The sequence below is a fragment of the Vibrio sp. HI00D65 genome, assembly GCF_001635455.1.
Classification (GTDB): domain Bacteria; phylum Pseudomonadota; class Gammaproteobacteria; order Enterobacterales; family Vibrionaceae; genus Vibrio.
The window spans coordinates 72,861-90,595 of the sequence record NZ_LWEH01000016.1 but is presented as its reverse complement, the minus strand read 5'-3'; the positions used below and the strand labels follow the sequence as shown (position 1 = coordinate 90,595).

Annotated in this window: 30 protein-coding genes and 1 pseudogene; 22 read left to right on the top strand and 9 right to left on the bottom strand. The window is 44.6% G+C overall.

Annotated elements, in window-relative coordinates; translation table 11 throughout:
- A partial coding sequence (locus A3712_RS26535) for a KH domain-containing protein (RefSeq protein WP_443083577.1) occupies window positions 1–138 on the bottom strand: 138 nt, incomplete at its 3' end.
- 30 nt (window positions 139–168) lie between these two features.
- On the opposite strand from A3712_RS26535, the pseudogene rpsC reads away from it, so the two are divergent.
- From rpsC to rplQ, 21 genes and pseudogenes are all read left to right on the top strand, one after another.
- Window positions 169–744, top strand: a pseudogene (gene rpsC / locus A3712_RS05320) (30S ribosomal protein S3); the annotation flags it as partial.
- An 11-nt stretch (window positions 745–755) separates the two neighbouring features.
- On the top strand, window positions 756–1,166 hold the full coding sequence (gene rplP / locus A3712_RS05315; protein ID WP_004736736.1) for a 50S ribosomal protein L16: 411 nt from the start codon (window positions 756–758) through the stop codon (window positions 1,164–1,166).
- Window positions 1,166–1,357, top strand: coding sequence for a 50S ribosomal protein L29 (gene rpmC, locus A3712_RS05310; protein WP_004736737.1), 192 nt, complete (start codon window positions 1,166–1,168; stop codon window positions 1,355–1,357). Before rplP ends, rpmC begins: the two co-directional genes overlap by 1 nt.
- Window positions 1,357–1,611 carry a 30S ribosomal protein S17 gene (gene rpsQ / locus A3712_RS05305; protein WP_004738796.1) on the top strand — a complete coding sequence of 85 codons (255 nt, stop codon included), beginning with the start codon at window positions 1,357–1,359 and terminating at the stop codon, window positions 1,609–1,611. Before rpmC ends, rpsQ begins: the two co-directional genes overlap by 1 nt.
- Window positions 1,612–1,772: 161 nt before the next feature.
- A complete protein-coding gene (gene rplN, locus A3712_RS05300) occupies window positions 1,773–2,144 on the top strand; it encodes a 50S ribosomal protein L14 (protein ID WP_004738793.1) in 372 nt (123 codons plus the stop codon).
- A gap of 11 nt (window positions 2,145–2,155) precedes the next feature.
- Window positions 2,156–2,473 carry a 50S ribosomal protein L24 gene (gene rplX, locus A3712_RS05295; RefSeq protein WP_063522600.1) on the top strand — a complete coding sequence of 106 codons (318 nt, stop codon included), beginning with the start codon at window positions 2,156–2,158 and terminating at the stop codon, window positions 2,471–2,473.
- 24 nt (window positions 2,474–2,497) lie between these two features.
- Window positions 2,498–3,037 carry a 50S ribosomal protein L5 gene (rplE, locus tag A3712_RS05290; RefSeq protein ID WP_004738790.1) on the top strand — a complete coding sequence of 180 codons (540 nt, stop codon included), beginning with the start codon at window positions 2,498–2,500 and terminating at the stop codon, window positions 3,035–3,037.
- A 16-nt stretch (window positions 3,038–3,053) separates the two neighbouring features.
- Entirely contained in the window at window positions 3,054–3,359 is a 306-nt protein-coding gene (rpsN, locus tag A3712_RS05285) for a 30S ribosomal protein S14 (RefSeq protein WP_004738789.1), read from the top strand.
- Between the two features lie 29 nt (window positions 3,360–3,388).
- Window positions 3,389–3,781, top strand: coding sequence for a 30S ribosomal protein S8 (gene rpsH, locus A3712_RS05280; RefSeq protein WP_004738788.1), 393 nt, complete (start codon window positions 3,389–3,391; stop codon window positions 3,779–3,781).
- A 13-nt stretch (window positions 3,782–3,794) separates the two neighbouring features.
- Window positions 3,795–4,328, top strand: coding sequence for a 50S ribosomal protein L6 (rplF, locus tag A3712_RS05275; protein ID WP_004738786.1), 534 nt, complete (start codon window positions 3,795–3,797; stop codon window positions 4,326–4,328).
- Window positions 4,329–4,337: 9 nt separating this feature from the next.
- On the top strand, window positions 4,338–4,691 hold the full coding sequence (gene rplR, locus A3712_RS05270; RefSeq protein WP_004738784.1) for a 50S ribosomal protein L18: 354 nt from the start codon (window positions 4,338–4,340) through the stop codon (window positions 4,689–4,691).
- A 14-nt stretch (window positions 4,692–4,705) separates the two neighbouring features.
- Entirely contained in the window at window positions 4,706–5,206 is a 501-nt protein-coding gene (gene rpsE / locus A3712_RS05265; protein ID WP_004738783.1) for a 30S ribosomal protein S5, read from the top strand.
- 7 nt (window positions 5,207–5,213) lie between these two features.
- Window positions 5,214–5,390: a 50S ribosomal protein L30 gene (gene rpmD / locus A3712_RS05260; protein WP_004736756.1), complete on the top strand. Its 177-nt coding sequence runs from the start codon at window positions 5,214–5,216 to the stop codon at window positions 5,388–5,390.
- 5 nt (window positions 5,391–5,395) lie between these two features.
- A complete protein-coding gene (rplO, locus tag A3712_RS05255; RefSeq protein ID WP_004736758.1) occupies window positions 5,396–5,830 on the top strand; it encodes a 50S ribosomal protein L15 in 435 nt (144 codons plus the stop codon).
- A 20-nt stretch (window positions 5,831–5,850) separates the two neighbouring features.
- Entirely contained in the window at window positions 5,851–7,185 is a 1,335-nt protein-coding gene (secY, locus tag A3712_RS05250; protein ID WP_004738781.1) for a preprotein translocase subunit SecY, read from the top strand.
- A 41-nt stretch (window positions 7,186–7,226) separates the two neighbouring features.
- On the top strand, window positions 7,227–7,340 hold the full coding sequence (gene rpmJ, locus A3712_RS05245) for a 50S ribosomal protein L36 (RefSeq protein ID WP_000868186.1): 114 nt from the start codon (window positions 7,227–7,229) through the stop codon (window positions 7,338–7,340).
- A gap of 148 nt (window positions 7,341–7,488) precedes the next feature.
- Entirely contained in the window at window positions 7,489–7,845 is a 357-nt protein-coding gene (rpsM, locus tag A3712_RS05240) for a 30S ribosomal protein S13 (RefSeq protein ID WP_004738779.1), read from the top strand.
- 19 nt (window positions 7,846–7,864) lie between these two features.
- Window positions 7,865–8,254 carry a 30S ribosomal protein S11 gene (gene rpsK / locus A3712_RS05235; RefSeq protein WP_004738778.1) on the top strand — a complete coding sequence of 130 codons (390 nt, stop codon included), beginning with the start codon at window positions 7,865–7,867 and terminating at the stop codon, window positions 8,252–8,254.
- Between the two features lie 31 nt (window positions 8,255–8,285).
- Entirely contained in the window at window positions 8,286–8,906 is a 621-nt protein-coding gene (gene rpsD / locus A3712_RS05230; protein WP_004738777.1) for a 30S ribosomal protein S4, read from the top strand.
- A gap of 22 nt (window positions 8,907–8,928) precedes the next feature.
- Window positions 8,929–9,921 (top strand): DNA-directed RNA polymerase subunit alpha, encoded by a 993-nt coding sequence (locus A3712_RS05225; protein WP_004729813.1) that lies wholly within the window; start codon window positions 8,929–8,931, stop codon window positions 9,919–9,921.
- Between the two features lie 24 nt (window positions 9,922–9,945).
- Window positions 9,946–10,326 carry a 50S ribosomal protein L17 gene (gene rplQ / locus A3712_RS05220; protein WP_004729812.1) on the top strand — a complete coding sequence of 127 codons (381 nt, stop codon included), beginning with the start codon at window positions 9,946–9,948 and terminating at the stop codon, window positions 10,324–10,326.
- A gap of 208 nt (window positions 10,327–10,534) precedes the next feature.
- On the opposite strand, the gene A3712_RS05215 is transcribed toward rplQ, so the two are convergent.
- Window positions 10,535–11,029, bottom strand: a complete 495-nt coding sequence (locus tag A3712_RS05215) for a DUF2780 domain-containing protein (protein WP_063522599.1) — start codon at window positions 11,027–11,029, stop codon at window positions 10,535–10,537.
- Window positions 11,030–11,163: 134 nt separating this feature from the next.
- The gene (locus A3712_RS05210; protein WP_004738774.1) at window positions 11,164–11,784 is read right to left on the bottom strand and encodes an FKBP-type peptidyl-prolyl cis-trans isomerase; all 621 of its coding nucleotides are present in this window, start codon (window positions 11,782–11,784) and stop codon (window positions 11,164–11,166) included.
- 213 nt (window positions 11,785–11,997) lie between these two features.
- On the opposite strand from A3712_RS05210, the gene A3712_RS05205 reads away from it, so the two are divergent.
- On the top strand, window positions 11,998–12,582 hold the full coding sequence (locus A3712_RS05205; RefSeq protein WP_063522598.1) for a LysM-like peptidoglycan-binding domain-containing protein: 585 nt from the start codon (window positions 11,998–12,000) through the stop codon (window positions 12,580–12,582).
- Window positions 12,583–12,693: 111 nt separating this feature from the next.
- Here A3712_RS05205 and A3712_RS05200 read toward each other — a convergent pair whose 3' ends face one another.
- The 6 genes from A3712_RS05200 to A3712_RS05175 form a co-directional block, all read right to left on the bottom strand.
- On the bottom strand, window positions 12,694–13,170 hold the full coding sequence (locus tag A3712_RS05200) for a DUF4405 domain-containing protein (protein ID WP_063522597.1): 477 nt from the start codon (window positions 13,168–13,170) through the stop codon (window positions 12,694–12,696).
- Between the two features lie 92 nt (window positions 13,171–13,262).
- The gene (locus tag A3712_RS05195; protein WP_063522596.1) at window positions 13,263–13,973 is read right to left on the bottom strand and encodes an AraC family transcriptional regulator; all 711 of its coding nucleotides are present in this window, start codon (window positions 13,971–13,973) and stop codon (window positions 13,263–13,265) included.
- Window positions 13,954–14,832 carry a DMT family transporter gene (locus tag A3712_RS05190; protein WP_063522595.1) on the bottom strand — a complete coding sequence of 293 codons (879 nt, stop codon included), beginning with the start codon at window positions 14,830–14,832 and terminating at the stop codon, window positions 13,954–13,956. The genes A3712_RS05195 and A3712_RS05190 overlap by 20 nt, the downstream gene beginning before the upstream one ends.
- Window positions 14,832–15,284, bottom strand: coding sequence for a GNAT family N-acetyltransferase (locus A3712_RS05185; protein WP_063522594.1), 453 nt, complete (start codon window positions 15,282–15,284; stop codon window positions 14,832–14,834). The genes A3712_RS05190 and A3712_RS05185 overlap by 1 nt, the downstream gene beginning before the upstream one ends.
- A gap of 57 nt (window positions 15,285–15,341) precedes the next feature.
- Window positions 15,342–15,908 (bottom strand): Crp/Fnr family transcriptional regulator, encoded by a 567-nt coding sequence (locus A3712_RS05180; RefSeq protein WP_063522593.1) that lies wholly within the window; start codon window positions 15,906–15,908, stop codon window positions 15,342–15,344.
- A gap of 71 nt (window positions 15,909–15,979) precedes the next feature.
- On the bottom strand, window positions 15,980–17,734 hold the full coding sequence (locus A3712_RS05175) for a lysophospholipid acyltransferase family protein (protein ID WP_063522592.1): 1,755 nt from the start codon (window positions 17,732–17,734) through the stop codon (window positions 15,980–15,982).
- Window position 17,735: the final 1 nt, after the last annotated feature.

Here is a 17,735-nt window from a genome sequence, read left to right as displayed (position 1 = left end):
ATTGATTTGCGCTGGTACACCTGCGATTTTAGCTACAGCTGCGCGTAGCTTCTCTACGTCTTCACCTTTCTTACCGATAACAACGCCAGGACGAGCAGTGTGAATTGTCACACGGATGCTCTTAGCTGGACGCTCGATAACGATACGAGATAGTGATGCTTTTTGTAGTTCCTTACAAAGGAACTACAAAAAGCATCACTATCTCGTATCGTTATCGAGCGTCCAGCTAAGAGCATCCGTGTGACAATTCACACTGCTCGTCCTGGCGTTGTTATCGGTAAGAAAGGTGAAGACGTAGAGAAGCTACGCGCAGCTGTAGCTAAAATCGCAGGTGTACCAGCGCAAATCAATATCGCTGAAGTACGTAAGCCTGAGTTAGATGGTCAGCTTGTAGCTGATAGCATCGCGTCTCAACTAGAGCGTCGTGTTATGTTCCGTCGTGCTATGAAGCGCGCAGTACAAAACGCTATGCGTCTAGGCGCTAAAGGTATCAAAGTGGAAGTAAGTGGTCGTCTAGGCGGCGCTGAAATCGCACGTTCTGAGTGGTACCGTGAAGGCCGTGTGCCTCTACACACTCTACGTGCAGACATTGATTACGCAACTTCTTCGGCTCACACTCAATACGGTGTGATCGGCATTAAAGTTTGGATCTTCAAAGGTGAGATTCTAGGCGGTATGCCAGCTGCTAACGCAGTAGAGCCTAAAGGCGATAAGCCTAAGAAGCAGCGTAAAGGCCGTAAGTAAGGAGTCGAACGATGCTACAACCAAAACGTACTAAGTTCCGCAAGGTTATGACTGGTCGTAACCGTGGTCTAGCTAAAGGTACTGAAGTAAGCTTCGGCGAATTCGGTCTTAAAGCTGTTGGCCGTGGTCGTCTGACTGCTCGTCAAATCGAAGCGGCACGTCGTGCTATGACACGTCACATTAAGCGTCAAGGTCAAATCTGGATTCGTGTATTCCCAGACAAACCGATTACTGAAAAGCCTCTTGAAGTTCGTCAAGGTAAAGGTAAAGGTTCAGTAGCGTACTGGGTTGCTCAAATCCAACCTGGCAAAGTTATGTACGAAATGAATGGCGTACCTGAAGAGTTGGCACGTGAAGCGTTCCGCCTAGCGGCACGTAAACTGCCTGTTAAAACTACTTTTGTAACTAAGCAGGTGATGTGATGAAAGCACAAGATCTACGCGAAAAGAACGTTGAAGAGCTTAACGCTGAGCTATTGAATTTGCTACGTGAACAGTTCAACTTGCGCATGCAAGCTGCAACTGGTCAGCTTCAGCAAACTCATACTCTAAAAGCTGTACGCCGTGATATCGCACGTGTGAAAACTGTTTTGACTGAAAAGGCAGGCGCATAATGAGCGAAACTAACCGCATCCAGCAAGGCCGTGTAGTAAGTGACAAGATGGACAAGTCTATCGTTGTTGCTATCGAACGTACTGTAAAACACCCAATTTACGGTAAATACGTTAAACGCACGACTAAAGTACACGCACACGACGAAGACAACACTTGTGGCCTAGGCGACAAAGTTGAAATCGCTGAGTGTCGTCCTCTGTCTAAGACTAAGTCTTGGACATTGGTTAAAGTTCTAGAAAAAGCGAAGATTTAATCTTTGTAATTCTATAACTTATAAGCGGCTCCAAATTATTTTTGGGGCCGCTTGTTTTTTGTCTACCCAATTTAAAAAAAGGGTGGTACAATTCGCGTCCCTTTTAAAGAGGCAGCCCGACCCGAGAGGGTCTAGTTTTAATATTTAGCGGAGCACTAACAATGATCCAGATGCAAAGTACACTTGACGCAGCAGATAACTCTGGCGCGCGCAAGGTAATGTGTATTAAGGTTCTGGGTGGCTCTCACCGCCGTTATGCACATATCGGTGACATCATCAAAGTTACAGTTAAGGAAGCAATTCCTCGCGGTAAAGTAAAAAAAGGTGATGTTCTGAAGGCGGTAGTAGTGCGCACCCGTAAAGGCGTTCGTCGCCCAGACGGTTCTGTCATTCGCTTCGACAGTAATGCTTGTGTATTGTTAAACGACACTACTGAGCAACCAGTCGGCACACGTATCTTTGGTCCTGTGACTCGTGAACTTCGTAACGCGAAATTCATGAAGATTGTATCACTAGCACCTGAAGTTCTGTAAGGAGCGGCAATATGGCAGCTAAAATCCGTCGTAATGACGAAGTAATCATTCTTGCTGGTAAAGATAAAGGCAAGAAAGGTAAAGTAACTAAGGTTCTGACAACTGGTAAAGTTATCGTTGAAGGCATCAACCTTGTTAAGAAACACCAAAAGCCGGTTCCGGCTCTAGGTCAACAAGGTGGCATCGTTGAACAAGAAGCAGCTATTGACGCTTCTAACGTTGCAGTTTTTAACACGGCTACTGGTAAAGCAGACCGTATCGGTTTCCGTATCGAAGATGGCAAGAAAGTTCGTTTCTTCAAATCTAACGGCGAAACTGTTTCTAACTAATTAGAAGTAATTTGGAGTTCTACTATGGCGAAACTGCATGATTACTACAAGTCGTCTGTAGTCGCTGAGCTTACCAAAGAGTTCAGCTACACAAGCGTCATGCAAGTCCCTAGGATTGAGAAAATCACCCTAAACATGGGCGTTGGTGAAGCAATCAACGATAAGAAACTGCTAGAAAACGCAGCAGCTGATATGGCAACGATCTCTGGTCAAAAGCCACTTATCACTAAAGCGCGTAAATCTGTAGCTGGTTTCAAAATTCGTGAAGGCTACCCAATTGGTTGTAAAGTAACCTTGCGTGGTGAGCGCATGTGGGAATTTTTAGAGCGTTTAATCTCTATCGCACTTCCACGTGTACGTGATTTCCGTGGTGTTAGCGCTAAGTCTTTCGACGGTCGCGGTAACTACAGCATGGGCGTTCGCGAGCAAATCATCTTTCCGGAAATCGACTACGATAAAGTCGATCGTGTCCGCGGTCTTGATATCACTATCACGACTTCTGCGGGTTCCGATGAGGAAGGCCGAGCTCTGCTGGCTGCCTTTAACTTCCCATTCCGTAAGTAAGGGTAGGGTTACTGTTATGGCTAAACAATCAATGAAAGCACGTGAAGCTAAACGTGCAAAACTAGTAGCTAAGTTCGCTGAAAAGCGTTCTGCGCTAAAAGTTATCATTAGCGATGTAAACGCATCTGAAGAAGATCGTTGGAATGCAGTTCTTAAACTGCAATCTCTTCCACGTGATTCAAGTGCATCACGTCAGCGTAACCGTTGCAACCAAACTGGTCGTCCACACGGTTACCTACGTAAATTCGGTCTAAGCCGCATTAAGGTTCGCGAAGCTTGCATGAAAGGCGAGATTCCGGGTCTTCGTAAGGCTAGCTGGTAATTGCCACTTAATCATTTGGAGTAAATCTTATGAGCATGCAAGATCCGATTTCGGATATGCTGACCCGCGTTCGTAACGGTCAGGCAGCAAACAAAGTTGCTGTAAAAATGCCTTCTTCAAAGCTTAAAGTTGCAATTGCTGCACTACTAAAAGCTGAAGGTTACATCGTAGACTTCGCTGTTGAAGGCGAAGCAAAACCAGAGCTAGAAGTTACTCTTAAGTACTTCCAAGCTAAACCTGTAATCGAGCAAATCAAGCGTGTATCACGTCCTGGTCTACGAGTTTATAAAAATAAAGACTCTCTACCAACAGTGATGGGCGGTCTTGGTATTGCAGTTGTTTCTACTTCCAAGGGTCTAATGTCTGACCGTGCTGCTCGTAAAGCAGGTCTTGGCGGTGAAATCATCTGTTACGTAGCTTAATAAGGAGTAGATTATGTCTCGTGTTGCTAAAGCACCTGTCGCTATTCCAGCTGGCGTAGAGGTGAAACTAAACGGCCAAGAAGTTACTGTAAAAGGTAGCAAAGGTGAGCTTACTCGCGTTCTTAACAACGCCGTAGTTATTGCACAGGAAGAAAACAACCTAACTTTCGGTCCGAAAGAAGGTGTTGCTAACGCATGGGCACAAGCTGGTACAGCTCGCGCTCTAGTTAACAACATGGTTGTAGGTGTTACAGAGGGCTTCACTAAGAAGCTAACTCTAAAGGGTGTTGGTTACCGTGCTGCTATGAAAGGCAACTCTGTAGCTCTAACTCTTGGTTTTTCTCATCCAGTAGAGCACGCTCTACCTGAAGGTATTAAAGCTGAGTGCCCTAGCCAAACTGAGATCGTTGTAACTGGTTGTGATAAGCAGCTAGTTGGTCAAGTTGCGGCTGACATTCGTTCTTACCGTGCTCCTGAGCCTTACAAGGGTAAAGGTGTTCGTTACGCAGATGAAAATGTGCGTACTAAAGAAGCTAAGAAGAAGTAAGGTATCACTATGGATAAGAAAGCATCTCGCATCCGTCGTGCTACACGTGCACGTCGTAAGATTGCAGAACTTGGTGCAACTCGCCTGGTAGTACACCGTACTCCTCGCCATGTTTACGCACAAGTTATCGCGGCAAACGGCTCTGAGGTTATCGCAGCTGCTTCTACTGTAGAAAAAGCGATCCGTGAGCAAGTTAAGAACACTGGTAACGTTGATGCAGCTAAAGCAGTTGGTAAAGCTGTTGCTGAGCGCGCTCTTGAGAAAGGCGTAGCTTCAGTTGCATTCGATCGTTCTGGTTTCCAATACCACGGTCGAGTAGCGGCGCTAGCAGAATCTGCTCGCGAAGCTGGTCTGAAATTCTAAGGTAGGGTTGGAAGATGGCTAAAGAACAACAACAAGCTAATGATTTGCAAGAAAAGCTGATCGCTGTTAACCGTGTATCTAAGACGGTTAAAGGCGGTCGAATCATGAGCTTCACTGCACTAACAGTAGTTGGTGACGGTAATGGTCGTGTAGGTTTCGGTTACGGCAAAGCTCGTGAAGTACCTGCTGCGATTCAAAAAGCAATGGAAAAAGCGCGTCGTAACATGGTTACTGTTGCGCTGAACGAAGGCACTCTTCACCACCCGGTGAAAGGTCGTCATTCGGGCTCTAAAGTTTACATGCAGCCAGCTGCAGAAGGTACAGGTGTTATTGCCGGTGGTGCAATGCGTGCTGTACTTGAAGTTGCGGGCGTACATAACGTACTTTCTAAAGCATACGGTTCTACGAACCCTATCAACATCGTTCGTGCAACGATTGGTGCTCTAGTAGACGTTAAGTCACCAGAAATGGTTGCTGCTAAACGTGGTCTAACTGTTGAATCTATTTCGGAGTAAGCACACGATGGCAACTATTAAAGTAACTCAAACTAAAAGCTCAATTGGTCGCCTACCTAAGCACAAAGCGTGCCTTAAAGGTCTAGGTCTTCGTCGCATCAACCATACAGTAGAACTTGAAGATACTCCGTGCGTACGCGGTATGATCAACAAGGTTTACTACATGGTTAAGATTGAGGAGTAATCAGAATGCGTTTGAATACTCTATCACCGGCTGCTGGCTCTAAACCTTCTAAGAAGCGTGTAGGTCGTGGTATCGGTTCTGGCCTTGGTAAAACAGGTGGCCGCGGTCACAAAGGTCAAAAGTCACGTTCTGGCGGCTCTGTACGTCCAGGTTTTGAAGGCGGTCAAATGCCTCTAAAACAACGTCTACCTAAATTCGGTTTCACTTCTCGCAAGAGCCTAGTGTCTGCTGAAGTTCGTCTAGCTGAGCTAGCGAAAGTAACAGGTGACGTAGTTGATCTTAACAGCCTTAAAGCTGCTAACGTTATCACTAAGAACATCGAATTCGTTAAGATCGTTCTTTCTGGTGACCTAAGCAAAGCTGTGACTGTTAAAGGTCTACGCGTGACTAAAGGCGCTAAAGCTGCAATCGAAGCTGCAGGCGGTAAAATCGAGGAATAATCTCGAGGAACGAGGTACAGATGGCTAAGAAACCAGGACAAGATTTTCGTAGTGCTCAAAGCGGCTTAAGTGAACTAAAGTCGCGCTTATTATTCGTAATTGGTGCACTTTTAGTATTCCGAGCCGGCTCTTTTGTGCCGATCCCTGGTATTGACGCAGCTGTACTTGCCGATTTGTTCGATCAGCAAAAAGGTACCATCGTTGAAATGTTTAACATGTTCTCCGGTGGTGCTCTTGAGCGTGCATCTATATTAGCATTGGGTATCATGCCGTACATTTCGGCATCGATCGTAGTCCAATTGTTAACTGTAGTTCATCCAGCGTTAGCGGAACTCAAGAAAGAGGGTGAAGCAGGCCGTCGTAAGATAAGCCAATATACACGCTACGGCACGCTTGTACTTGCAACATTCCAAGCTATTGGTATTGCAACGGGCTTACCAAACATGGTCGACAATCTGGTTGTTATCAACCAAACCATGTTTACGCTTATTGCTACCGTGAGTTTAGTAACTGGTACCATGTTCTTAATGTGGTTAGGTGAACAAATCACTGAGCGAGGAATCGGTAATGGTATTTCCATTCTGATTTTTGCAGGTATTGTTGCTGGATTGCCTTCTGCAATCGGTCAAACAATCGAGCAAGCGCGTCAAGGTGAATTGCATGTGCTTCTTCTGCTGTTGATTGCTGTATTGTCTTTTGCTGTTATCTACTTCGTAGTTTTCATGGAACGTGGTCAACGTCGTATCGTCGTTAACTATGCGAAACGTCAACAAGGTCGTAAGGTTTTTGCAGCACAAAGCTCTCACTTGCCACTTAAAATTAATATGGCAGGTGTTATTCCAGCGATTTTCGCATCGAGCATTATTTTGTTCCCAGGAACATTAGCACAGTGGTTTGGTCAAAATGGTGAAAGCAGCGCGTTCGGTTGGTTAACTGACGTGTCATTAGCTCTTAGCCCAGGTCAGCCTCTATATGTAATGCTTTATGCAGCAGCTATAATCTTCTTCTGTTTCTTCTATACAGCGTTGGTGTTTAATCCACGTGAAACAGCTGATAACTTGAAGAAGTCTGGTGCATTCGTACCCGGTATCCGCCCAGGTGAGCAGACAGCGAAATATATCGATAAAGTGATGACTAGACTAACCCTTGCGGGCGCTCTATACATTACTTTTATTTGTCTGATTCCTGAATTCATGATGGTCGCGTGGAACGTTCGTTTCTACTTCGGCGGCACTTCACTACTAATCGTAGTGGTAGTTATCATGGATTTCATGGCACAGGTACAGACTCATCTGATGTCACAACAGTATGATTCTGTGTTAAAGAAAGCGAATCTGAAAGGTTACGGCCGTTAATTCGGTGGTAATAATTTCAGTTCCATTTACGGAGTTTAGCAATGAAAGTTCGTGCTTCCGTTAAAAAAATCTGCCGTAACTGTAAAGTTATCAAGCGTAACGGTGTCGTTCGCGTGATTTGCAGTGAGCCAAAGCATAAGCAACGCCAAGGCTAATCAGCAGAAATTTTTACTTGAAATACAAGGTAGAGTCGAGTATATTCCTCGGCCTACCTTTTGCGTGCAAAAGAAGTAGTATGCCGCAGCGTATCCATAACGGGCTTTGCTGCGGATAATTCTTTTATGAACCCCTTAGGAGTGAATAATGGCCCGTATAGCCGGCATTAACATTCCTGATCACAAGCATTCTGTAATTGCACTTACTGCAATCTACGGTATCGGTAAAACTCGCTCTCAAGCTATTCTAGCTGAAGTGGGTATTGCTGAAGATGCTAAGATCAGTGAACTAACTGAAGAGCAGATCGATCAACTGCGTGATGGTGTAGCTAAGTACACTGTAGAAGGTGATCTACGTCGTGAAGTATCGATGAACATCAAGCGTCTTATGGACCTTGGCTGTTACCGTGGTCTTCGTCATCGTCGCAGTCTACCACTACGTGGACAGCGTACTAAAACCAACGCTCGCACCCGTAAGGGTCCGCGCAAGCCGATCAAGAAATAGTCGGATAAGGTAGAGTACAATGGCAAAACAACCAACTCGCGCGCGTAAGCGCGTACGCAAGCAAGTAGCTGATGGCGTAGCGCACATTCATGCTTCTTTCAACAACACAATCGTAACTATCACTGACCGTCAAGGCAACGCTCTTGCATGGGCTACAGCAGGTGGTTCAGGTTTCCGTGGTTCTCGTAAATCTACTCCGTTCGCAGCACAAGTTGCAGCTGAGCGTTGTGGTGAAATGGCTAAAGAATATGGCCTAAAGAACTTGGAAGTTATGGTTAAGGGTCCAGGTCCAGGTCGTGAATCTACTGTTCGCGCACTGAACGCTGCTGGTTTCCGTATCACTAACATTGTTGATGCGACACCAATCCCTCATAACGGTTGTCGTCCACCTAAGAAACGTCGCGTTTAAGTTTCGTTTCTAGGAATATTGGAGAAAGATCATGGCAAGATATTTGGGTCCTAAGCTAAAGCTTAGCCGTCGCGAAGGTACTGACTTATTCCTTAAGTCTGGTGTCCGTGCGATCGATACCAAGTGTAAAATTGATAACGCACCAGGTGTACACGGCGCTCGTCGCGGTCGTCTATCTGAGTATGGCGTTCAGCTTCGTGAGAAGCAAAAAGTTCGTCGTATCTACGGCGTTCTAGAAAAACAATTCCGCAACTACTACAAAGAAGCTGCACGTCTAAAAGGCAACACGGGTGCAAACCTGCTTCAGCTTCTTGAAGGTCGTCTTGATAACGTAGTTTACCGTATGGGCTTTGGCGCAACTCGTGCTGAATCTCGTCAACTAGTTAGCCACAAGTCTATCCTAGTTAACGGTAAAGTTGTAAACGTTCCTTCTTTCAAAGTAGCGGCAAACGACGTTGTTTCTATCCGCGAGAAAGCTAAACAGCAATCTCGTATTAAAGCGGCTCTAGAAGTTGCTGAACAACGTGAAAAGCCAACTTGGATTGAAGTAGATGCTGGCAAAATGGAAGGTACATTCAAGCGTATGCCTGAGCGTTCTGATCTATCAGCTGACATCAATGAACACTTGATCGTCGAACTTTACTCTAAGTAAGGTTAAAAAAAGAGAGGACACAATGCAGGGTTCTGTAACAGAATTTCTTAAGCCGCGTCTTGTTGACATTGAACAGATCAATACGACACACGCGAAAGTAACTCTTGAGCCATTAGAGCGCGGTTTCGGCCACACTCTAGGTAATGCTCTTCGCCGCATTCTTCTATCTTCTATGCCGGGTTGTGCCGTGACAGAAGTTGAAATCGAAGGTGTGCTACACGAATACAGCACTAAAGAAGGCGTTCAGGAAGATATCCTGGAAATCCTTCTAAACCTTAAAGGTTTGGCTGTGCGCGTTGCTGAAGGCAAAGATGAAGTGTTTATTACACTGAACAAATCAGGCTCAGGCCCTGTTGTTGCAGGTGACATCACCCACGATGGTGATGTAGAGATCGCTAACCCTGAGCACGTAATTTGTCACCTAACGGATGACAACGCTGAGATCGCAATGCGTATCAAAGTAGAACGTGGTCGTGGTTACGTTCCAGCTTCAGCTCGTATCCATACTGAAGAAGATGAGCGTCCAATCGGTCGTCTACTTGTTGACGCTACTTACAGCCCGGTTGATAAAATCGCTTACGCTGTAGAAGCGGCACGTGTAGAACAACGTACTGACTTAGACAAGCTTGTTATCGATATGGAAACGAACGGTACTCTAGAACCTGAGGAAGCAATCCGTCGTGCAGCTACTATCCTAGCTGAACAACTGGATGCGTTCGTAGATCTTCGTGATGTACGTGTACCTGAGGAGAAGGAAGAGAAGCCAGAATTCGATCCTATCCTACTACGTCCTGTAGACGATCTTGAACTAACAGTTCGCTCTGCTAACTGTTTGAAAGCAGAAGCGATTCACTACATCGGTGATCTTGTACAGCGCACTGAGGTTGAGCTACTTAAAACGCCAAACCTTGGTAAGAAATCTCTTACAGAGATTAAAGATGTGCTTGCTTCACGTGGTCTTTCTCTAGGCATGCGTCTAGAAAACTGGCCACCAGCGTCAATCGCTGAAGATTAATCGAAAAGTTAGAAGGATTAGGTCATGCGCCATCGTAAAAGTGGTCGTCAACTCAACCGCAACAGCAGTCATCGTAAAGCGATGTTCAGCAACATGGCTAGCTCTCTTGTTCGTCACGAAGTTATCAAAACTACCGTGCCTAAAGCAAAAGAACTACGTCGCGTAATTGAGCCGTTGATTACCCTAGCTAAGACAGACAGTGTTGCTAACCGTCGTCTTGCATTCGCTCGCACTCGTGATAACGAAGTGGTAGCAAAACTATTTAATGAACTAGGCCCGCGTTTCGCGGCTCGCCAAGGTGGTTACACTCGCATTCTTAAATGTGGTTTCCGTACTGGTGATAAAGCTCCAATGGCTTACATTGAGCTTGTAGACCGCCCAGCTGCTGAAGAAGCTGCTGAGTAATCTATACTAGATTATTAATACAAAAAGCCGAGCATTAGCTCGGCTTTTTTGTATTTATTACTTTTCGATCTGGCACCATAATACCCGGCACTTTCTCTTGCTTAGAATAAGCGTCGCTCTCAAAACATCATATCTCAGTTTCTTAATTCCATAAAAAAGAGCACCGAAGTGCCCTTATTATTTCAATCTACAGTCTTATTACTTTAGCTTATTTCCAAATCGCTGCTAACGAATCCATCAAACCACTCGTTGCGCCTTGAGATTGCAGTGTTTGCAGAATGATTGGCGCAAACGTTGATACCATCGATGGATCCATACCTAAACTAGAAAAGGCACTTTCAACTGCACCTTGTGAGTTCAGTAGTGATGATAAGCCAGTTGACTCTAGGCTAGACATACCTGGAATAAGCGTTGCGAGTTCTTTGTTGTCAGCTGTATCTAGTGAATTCTGTGCAAGTGCTAACATAGAGCCGATGCCGCCAATCGCTTGATCGCTAGTTACTGATGCTTGGTCAGCAACGGTATCGGCAAGCGGTGTTGTTTCGTTTTGTTGAGACCACATGTTCACAGCTGCCAGCAATGCAGTTTGTGATAGTTTAGAGTAGTTGGTATCAGAACCAGAACTGGTTTGTTCAGAATCGCTGGTGCTAGCGCAAGAGACAACTGCGAGGCTGCTTAAAACTGTGATGAGTACTTTCTTCATTATTCGTCCTTAAGTAATAAAGTAATTTACTCTTTCACTATAAACGAAAAACGGCGATGTAGTCACATCGCCGATACGTTATTTTAATTTTATTTGACTATAGTATTTTGTTTTACCATAGGTCTTTATAAAAATTAAAGAATAGCTAGAAGTTCTACTTCAAATACTAGAGCAGCAAATGGTGGGATTGCAGCACCTGCGCCACGCTCACCGTATGCTAGGTTTTGAGGGATGTAAAGCTTCCACTTAGAGCCAACAGGCATCATTTGTAGAGCTTCAACCCAACCTTGAATTACGCCAGTTACTGGGAATTCAGCTGGTTGACCGCGAGATACAGAGCTGTCGAAAACAGTACCGTCAGTTAGTTCGCCGTGGTAGTGAACACGCACTTGCTTGTCTGCAGTTGGGATTTCGCCAGTGCCTTCAGTTAGTACTTCGTATTGAAGACCAGACTCAAGCACTGTTACTTCTGAACGAAGAGCGTTGTCAGCTAGGAAAGCTTCGCCGTCTGCAGCTGCAGCTTTAGCTAGTTCTTGACGTGCAGCTTCACCGCGAGTGTGTAGTTCTTGTAGTGCGTTGTTGATTTCGTCAACTTCGATAGCTGGCATATCACCAACTAGAGCTGTAGCGATACCAGCAGCGATTGCGTCAACGTTTAGGCCTTCAAGACCAGAACCAGCAAGTTGTTGGCCCATTTGTAGACCGATACCGTAGCTAGCTTTTTGCTCTACAGTTTCAAATTTTACTTCAGACATGAAAAGTCACTCTTTTTGTCAGTACGAAAATGGTAAGAATACCAGTATTAGCAGCGTGACGAAACGGCTAGTCCCTGATCACTTGCGCTTTAACGCGTCCAAATCACAGCCATGTCAATTTTCTTGCATTGAGCCTCGTTGTGACGGAAAGATCTATACTGTTGGTACTTTGGTTTTTATACTGTAGTTATTCAATTTATAGGACGCAGTGGTATGAATCGTCGTCAAAAGAAAAAGCAGAAAGTTGACCACTTAGCAGAACTCAAGGATCGACTGAACCAGGTCAAAGAGAAATTGAGCTCGATCGATATAAAAGAAATGAAAACCTCGGTAGTGCAGACTTGGGGTTTATTACCTAAGCTACACCAAAGATTATTAATGTTGATTTCGCCGATCGTTCTTATCCTACTTGCTGTGCCGTTACCCGAGCCTAAGGTAGAAGCAACTCCGGTTACATCTCGCGTTGCGCTTGAGATCAATACCGTTGGCTTGAGCGAGCAGCACAATACGAAGAGTAACTCATCAGAGCCGACGAACAATAATTGGCAGGAGTACCTGGTTAAGCAAGGTGATACCTTGGCTCAAGTTTTCCGTAACAACGATTTACCGCTGTCTGATTTAAATGCGTTAGTGCATATTGAAGGGGCAGACAAACCACTCAGCCAAATTCGTAAAGGTCAGTTAGTTCGATTCAAATTAGCCGAGACCGGACAACTTGATATTCTACAGCTAGAGAAGGGCGACACATCAGTTATGTTCTTCCGTTTATCTGATGGTGGCTTTGGCCGAAGTAAATAATAGAGATTTGTCTCTGTTCTTCAAAGAATGTTTACCCAAGCTCTTTGAGAATGCTTGGGTAAATATTGAGTTTACCTTTGCTTTATTTGTTGCCAACTGTGCTTAAGATATTTATCTAAAAATTAATTCTAGTAGTTGCTCCTCAGTGATACTGTTTTGCTTAGCAACTTCTGTGAGTGTTGTATTATTGCTAGCAATTGAAATGTTATTGGTTAGCATCACAGCTTTCATTTCCTCAAATGATATATGCTTTAACGTAGCAATGGTTTCCATTGGGGCGTTGTCTATAGCTGAGAATAGGTTTGCTGCAGGGTTACCCGCGCCACCTTCAGGCTGTAACATGCTACTACCAAGTAGTAAGACACAGACCATCAACACCAGATTACTACCTTTTTTTAAGTGTATTTTTATTGAAGCTTTATGCATTAAGACATGGCTCATGACTGCTATAGTAAGAATCAGGCCTATCCACTCATGCATTAACACTACTTTTCGCGGCATGATATCGAAAAACAGCATGACCCCTGATGTTAATACCAGTAGGCCACTGATTATCAGAAGCGGTGTGGTTTTCTTTCTTTTTAGCATAATACTTTACCCTCAGTTTATTCATTAAAATGATTATAAAGTTCCGCTAAAATATGGCTTATCGATTCATGACAAAGTTAGCACTTTCTTTGTCATTGTCTTTTTGTGTTATAACGTTTAAGTGCAGAGGAAAAGGTTGGAAGGCTTTGGTATCCCAGTTCAATCGCTATATCGGTTGCGCTAAAGCCTTGCATGAGCATTTGATTGGCACGCTCCATTACGATCATATTCCGCCACTCACCAAACGAACGATGAAATTGTTTGTAGAACAGTCGGTTTAAGGTCCTTTCTGAAGCGCCGCAATGTTTGGCAAAATCTTGTAAAGTAATATTCTTATTTGGCTTAAGGCATACTGTATTGATAAGAGTAGTGAGTCGTTTGTCACAATGATTTGTGTGAGATTGAGGGCCCTGTATTTGGCTTAAATATTGTACTTGATCCCAAAGAACATCGTTATAAGCATGTTGTGTATTGTTGTCGAAGTCTAGATGATGTTGGGAATACTCATGCATTAATAGAGACCAAAAGTTTGTGACTCTAAGTAACGCTGGTTCTGTCGTTAAGGGCGACGGTGGCGGTTGGTCAAAGAATAGTAAGCTCAATCTGGAGTCTTGAAAGAAGCTCGCTGAGTGCGATTTGTTTGCAGGTATCCAAAGAGCCTGACCATTGACAGCATAGTAGTTTTTTCCCTCAGTTTGTGAGGCGCATAATCCGCTATGGACATAGACTAGTTGATGTTCTTGGTGACAGTGATTATCCGTATGTTCTTCTATTTCATAATGCTTAATTTTGTGCTTTATCATATTTCTTCTTTACTGATCTCCAGCGAGTGGAAATGGCATTTTTTAGCATTATCGGCATGAGGATCATCGCCATTCCAATGATGCTCAAAATATCCGGTATTTCATCAAACCAGTATATGCCAAATATTACAACAAATACTAAACCCGAATATTCAGCAAAAGCAATTTCTCCTGCTGGTGCTTTTTGGTAAGCCAGCACGGCTAAGCCGTTGTAGGCTAAAATGCAAACCGCGCTTATGGAAACTAACCCCATCTCTATAGTTGTTAAGGGCTGCCATTTAACTATTGCTAATAGTGCAGAAATTGGCAGGGAAAATAATGTTGTCCACCACAGTGTTGTTACTACTGATTGCTTACTCGGAATCTTTCTTACTAATATATTGAAAAGTGCGAGTGTCAGTGCTGTGACCAGCGCAAACAGCGCTGCCCAGTGAAATTGTGATGGCCGCAATACGATTAGCGCGCCAATAAAGCCGACAGTGGTGGCGAGGATTTTGCCAAGCGCAGGCTGCTCTTTTAACAGAAGCACTGATAGAGGCAGCATTAATAACGGGGCTACGTAAAATACCGCGTTAGCTGTCGCTAAAGACATATGGGTGATCGCGATCACCATACACCCACTGCCGATTAAGATCAGTTGTCCACGAATTAAGGTGACCTTGGCTTGTTGCAAGCAGCGTTGCTCCTTGCTTTGTCGCAGCCACAAAGGAGTAATGAGTAACAGAGATATCAACTGACGGAAAAAAATATACTGAAGAGGTGGGACTTCGCCGTTCAATAACTTCACAGCTACGTCAGAGAGCGAGGCAAACAGGTTGCCCGCAATCAAAAGTAGGATACCGACAGTGATATTCGACATTACTTCTCTAATCTCATGTCTACGTGTGGAATATCATCTTCCAAATACATTTTAGAGATCGTCTTGAATCCATGGCTAGCGTAGAAGCTTTCTAGGTGCTCTTGCGCACCAATGTCGATGGTCGTGTTCGGCCATAATGCTTCACAGCGAGCTAATGCTTCTACCAGCAATTCATGCCCTAAACCATTGCCTCTAGCTGGTTGTTTGGTTGCAACTCGGCCAATACTGGCATTGTCATAAGTTGTACCTGGTGGCAATAAACGAGCACAAGCGATGAGCTCTCCGTCCGCATAGCCCATTAGGTGCTGGACACCTTCAAGGGTGTCTTTGCCATCGAGTTCTGGATAAGGGCAGGTTTGCTCAACCACAAATACGTCGACTCGTAGTTGCAACAGTTGATAGAGCTGTTGTGTTGAAAGTTCAGAAAAGGGAATAGAGTGCCAAGTGATCATGTTTACATCCAGAGATTATCGATGCTTTGAATGTACTATGCACACTGACCGTTGGCATTAACTATTGTTAATTCGACCTTTAATTCTACTCAAGCTTATCGCCGTTATTCCTAGGTAGGCAGCAATTTGGTTGTCGTTGAGGCGTTGTTCCAGATCTGGGTAGTGCTCACAGAAAAGCTGGTAACGTTGCTCTGGGGTATAGAGCAACATGAATCGCTCTTTGTTTTCCTTGTGCATCAGCTGGGTTTCTAGCAACTTTAAATACAAAGGATTATTAGAGGCACGCCACTCGATTACTGCCTTCATTGGCAGTTCTAATAACGTAATAGGCGTGAGGGTTTCAAGCAGGTAAGGGGACGCTTGGTTTTTTATCAAGCTCTCAAAGCCGATGATCCAGTCTTGTTCCCAGTAGAACTCTTTGCTGTATTGCTTGCCCTCATTAGTGAGATAACAAGCGTGGCATAGGCCTTCAAGTACGAAGTAAATTGAGCCTGCCATCTCTCCTTGGTTAACAAGAATGTGTCTGGTGGGTAGCTCAAGAGGCTTGGCGACAGCGACTAGCGATTCAATCTGACTTTCTGAGAAGTCGAAGCTTTGCAGTTGTTCGATAAAAGAGGTGTGCATGAAAATAACCTAACCCGAATAAGTGCTGAAATCATCGCACTTATTTGAGTGTAGGTACAGTTCGGTCTAAATCAGCCTTGGGCGTGCTGCTCTAGGTAATCTTGAGCAAGCTCTCGCCCCATGTACTTGCCTAAGGTTTTCAATGGTACTTTCTTAAGGTTAACCACAATCAAGCCATCTAGCGCATCATTAAACGATGGGTCGACGTTAAAACACACCAGCTTGCCATTCATCCCAAGATACTGGCGCAGTAGTACCGGTAACCCTTTTCCTTGTTCCATACGAGCTAATACTTTGGATAGCAGAGGCACACTTGCCAGTGAAGACAATAGGTGATTTTGCCAGAACACATGACTGCTGGTATTAAGTGGTGACGAAGGATAAACCAGACTCGCCTTTTCTTCATCATAATGGTGAATCGATAAGGTAGTCGCGATCAACAGGCGTGCATTGTGGCTGTAATCATTACTGATACTTACCGGGCCAAATAGGTGAGTATATTGAGGGTGTCGAGAGACAAAAGTCGCAATGCCTTTCCATAGTAGTAACAGTGAGTTGAGGCTCTTTTGGTAAGGTTTACTTACCACTGAACGCCCAAGTTCAATACTGTTATCTAGGGTATCGATGAACTCTTGGTCGTAGTTGAACAGACTACGGGAATAGAGCTGGTCTAATCCGTGTTCAGCAATTAGCTTGTCGACCATACCCAGTCGATAAGCTCCGACTAATTCGGCCTTAGCTTTGTTCCACACAAACAGTTGATGGTAGTAAAGGTCATACTCATCCAAGTCACAAGCAAGCCCGCTACCTTCACCTACTTCTCGAAAGCTCTCTTCTCTGACTCGACCAATCTCTCGCATTAAGTTGGGAATAGATTGGCTTGGCGTACAATAGACATCGAAGTCACCCTGTTCGATTATCTTCGTTTCTTGAGGTAGTGAGTCTATCTCTATTGCCAATACCTCTGGTGATATTGGCGCAATCACTTGGGTATCGAAAGAGGGCGCGTGGATCTGTGTGTTCGGGTTATCTTGTTGACTCATAAGATAGGTATTGAGTCTTAGATAGTTGACGATATCCATCTCTTTTTCAAAAGATTTTATCTCTGAATACGGAATCGATGAGCCAATCGAGATAGAGATAGTTGTCGCCTTTTTATTGAGAAGTTCACGCCCGAGTAGAGCGGTTCTCAATAGAGGATGTACTCGACCGGCTTGGTAGAACAGCTCACTGTTTTTGCCGTTGATAAAGATTGGAACTGTCGTCGCTTGATGGCGCTTAACAAACTTAGCAACGGACTTGCTCCACTCAATGTCGGTAAGTGTTTTTGCTCCTTTGCGGTAACTGGATACTTCTCCGGCTGGGAACACGATTAATAGCCCACCATCAGCTAGGTGATGATTGGCATCTCGAATGGCTTTAGCATTGGTCCTTTTTGAGTCTTTACCATTAAAGACATCAACACCAATGAAAAGATCATTCAGTTCAGGTAGCCGTTTGAGTAACTCATTCGCCAACACTTTCACATCCTTTCTTACTGATCCTGCGAGATCAGCTAGGATCACACCTTCAATCGCGCCGAGAGGGTGGTTCGCTACAATTACAACAGGGCCTTCTTCAGGAATGTTTCCTGTGCTTCCCGATGCAATGGAGTAGTCGATATTGAGCGCCGACAAGGTGTAATTCATGAATTCGAAACTAGATAACTCGTCTTGTCGATCTTGATAGAGTCGCTCTAGCTGAGATAGTCCAGTTGCCCACTCGACAACAGACTCACCCAAACCAAAAGGCGTGTAACGTGGTAAACGAAAAGGACTATCAATCATA

Excerpts from the sequence above, each read along its gene's own strand:
- rplP (WP_004736736.1), top strand. The coding sequence starts at position 756 with ATGCTACAACCAAAACGTACTAAGTTCCGCAAGGTTATGACTGGTCGT.
- rpmC (WP_004736737.1), top strand. The coding sequence starts at position 1,166 with ATGAAAGCACAAGATCTACGCGAAAAGAACGTTGAAGAGCTTAACGCT.
- rpsQ (WP_004738796.1), top strand. The coding sequence starts at position 1,357 with ATGAGCGAAACTAACCGCATCCAGCAAGGCCGTGTAGTAAGTGACAAG.
- rplN (WP_004738793.1), top strand. The coding sequence starts at position 1,773 with ATGATCCAGATGCAAAGTACACTTGACGCAGCAGATAACTCTGGCGCG.
- rplX (WP_063522600.1), top strand. The coding sequence starts at position 2,156 with ATGGCAGCTAAAATCCGTCGTAATGACGAAGTAATCATTCTTGCTGGT.
- rplE (WP_004738790.1), top strand. The coding sequence starts at position 2,498 with ATGGCGAAACTGCATGATTACTACAAGTCGTCTGTAGTCGCTGAGCTT.
- rpsN (WP_004738789.1), top strand. The coding sequence starts at position 3,054 with ATGGCTAAACAATCAATGAAAGCACGTGAAGCTAAACGTGCAAAACTA.
- rpsH (WP_004738788.1), top strand. The coding sequence starts at position 3,389 with ATGAGCATGCAAGATCCGATTTCGGATATGCTGACCCGCGTTCGTAAC.
- rplF (WP_004738786.1), top strand. The coding sequence starts at position 3,795 with ATGTCTCGTGTTGCTAAAGCACCTGTCGCTATTCCAGCTGGCGTAGAG.
- rplR (WP_004738784.1), top strand. The coding sequence starts at position 4,338 with ATGGATAAGAAAGCATCTCGCATCCGTCGTGCTACACGTGCACGTCGT.
- rpsE (WP_004738783.1), top strand. The coding sequence starts at position 4,706 with ATGGCTAAAGAACAACAACAAGCTAATGATTTGCAAGAAAAGCTGATC.
- rpmD (WP_004736756.1), top strand. The coding sequence starts at position 5,214 with ATGGCAACTATTAAAGTAACTCAAACTAAAAGCTCAATTGGTCGCCTA.
- rplO (WP_004736758.1), top strand. The coding sequence starts at position 5,396 with ATGCGTTTGAATACTCTATCACCGGCTGCTGGCTCTAAACCTTCTAAG.
- secY (WP_004738781.1), top strand. The coding sequence starts at position 5,851 with ATGGCTAAGAAACCAGGACAAGATTTTCGTAGTGCTCAAAGCGGCTTA.
- rpmJ (WP_000868186.1), top strand. The coding sequence starts at position 7,227 with ATGAAAGTTCGTGCTTCCGTTAAAAAAATCTGCCGTAACTGTAAAGTT.
- rpsM (WP_004738779.1), top strand. The coding sequence starts at position 7,489 with ATGGCCCGTATAGCCGGCATTAACATTCCTGATCACAAGCATTCTGTA.
- rpsK (WP_004738778.1), top strand. The coding sequence starts at position 7,865 with ATGGCAAAACAACCAACTCGCGCGCGTAAGCGCGTACGCAAGCAAGTA.
- rpsD (WP_004738777.1), top strand. The coding sequence starts at position 8,286 with ATGGCAAGATATTTGGGTCCTAAGCTAAAGCTTAGCCGTCGCGAAGGT.
- A3712_RS05225 (WP_004729813.1), top strand. The coding sequence starts at position 8,929 with ATGCAGGGTTCTGTAACAGAATTTCTTAAGCCGCGTCTTGTTGACATT.
- rplQ (WP_004729812.1), top strand. The coding sequence starts at position 9,946 with ATGCGCCATCGTAAAAGTGGTCGTCAACTCAACCGCAACAGCAGTCAT.
- A3712_RS05215 (WP_063522599.1), bottom strand. The coding sequence starts at position 11,029 with ATGAAGAAAGTACTCATCACAGTTTTAAGCAGCCTCGCAGTTGTCTCT.
- A3712_RS05210 (WP_004738774.1), bottom strand. The coding sequence starts at position 11,784 with ATGTCTGAAGTAAAATTTGAAACTGTAGAGCAAAAAGCTAGCTACGGT.
- A3712_RS05205 (WP_063522598.1), top strand. The coding sequence starts at position 11,998 with ATGAATCGTCGTCAAAAGAAAAAGCAGAAAGTTGACCACTTAGCAGAA.
- A3712_RS05200 (WP_063522597.1), bottom strand. The coding sequence starts at position 13,170 with ATGCTAAAAAGAAAGAAAACCACACCGCTTCTGATAATCAGTGGCCTA.
- A3712_RS05195 (WP_063522596.1), bottom strand. The coding sequence starts at position 13,973 with ATGATAAAGCACAAAATTAAGCATTATGAAATAGAAGAACATACGGAT.
- A3712_RS05190 (WP_063522595.1), bottom strand. The coding sequence starts at position 14,832 with ATGTCGAATATCACTGTCGGTATCCTACTTTTGATTGCGGGCAACCTG.
- A3712_RS05185 (WP_063522594.1), bottom strand. The coding sequence starts at position 15,284 with ATGATCACTTGGCACTCTATTCCCTTTTCTGAACTTTCAACACAACAG.
- A3712_RS05180 (WP_063522593.1), bottom strand. The coding sequence starts at position 15,908 with ATGCACACCTCTTTTATCGAACAACTGCAAAGCTTCGACTTCTCAGAA.
- A3712_RS05175 (WP_063522592.1), bottom strand. The coding sequence starts at position 17,734 with ATGATTGATAGTCCTTTTCGTTTACCACGTTACACGCCTTTTGGTTTG.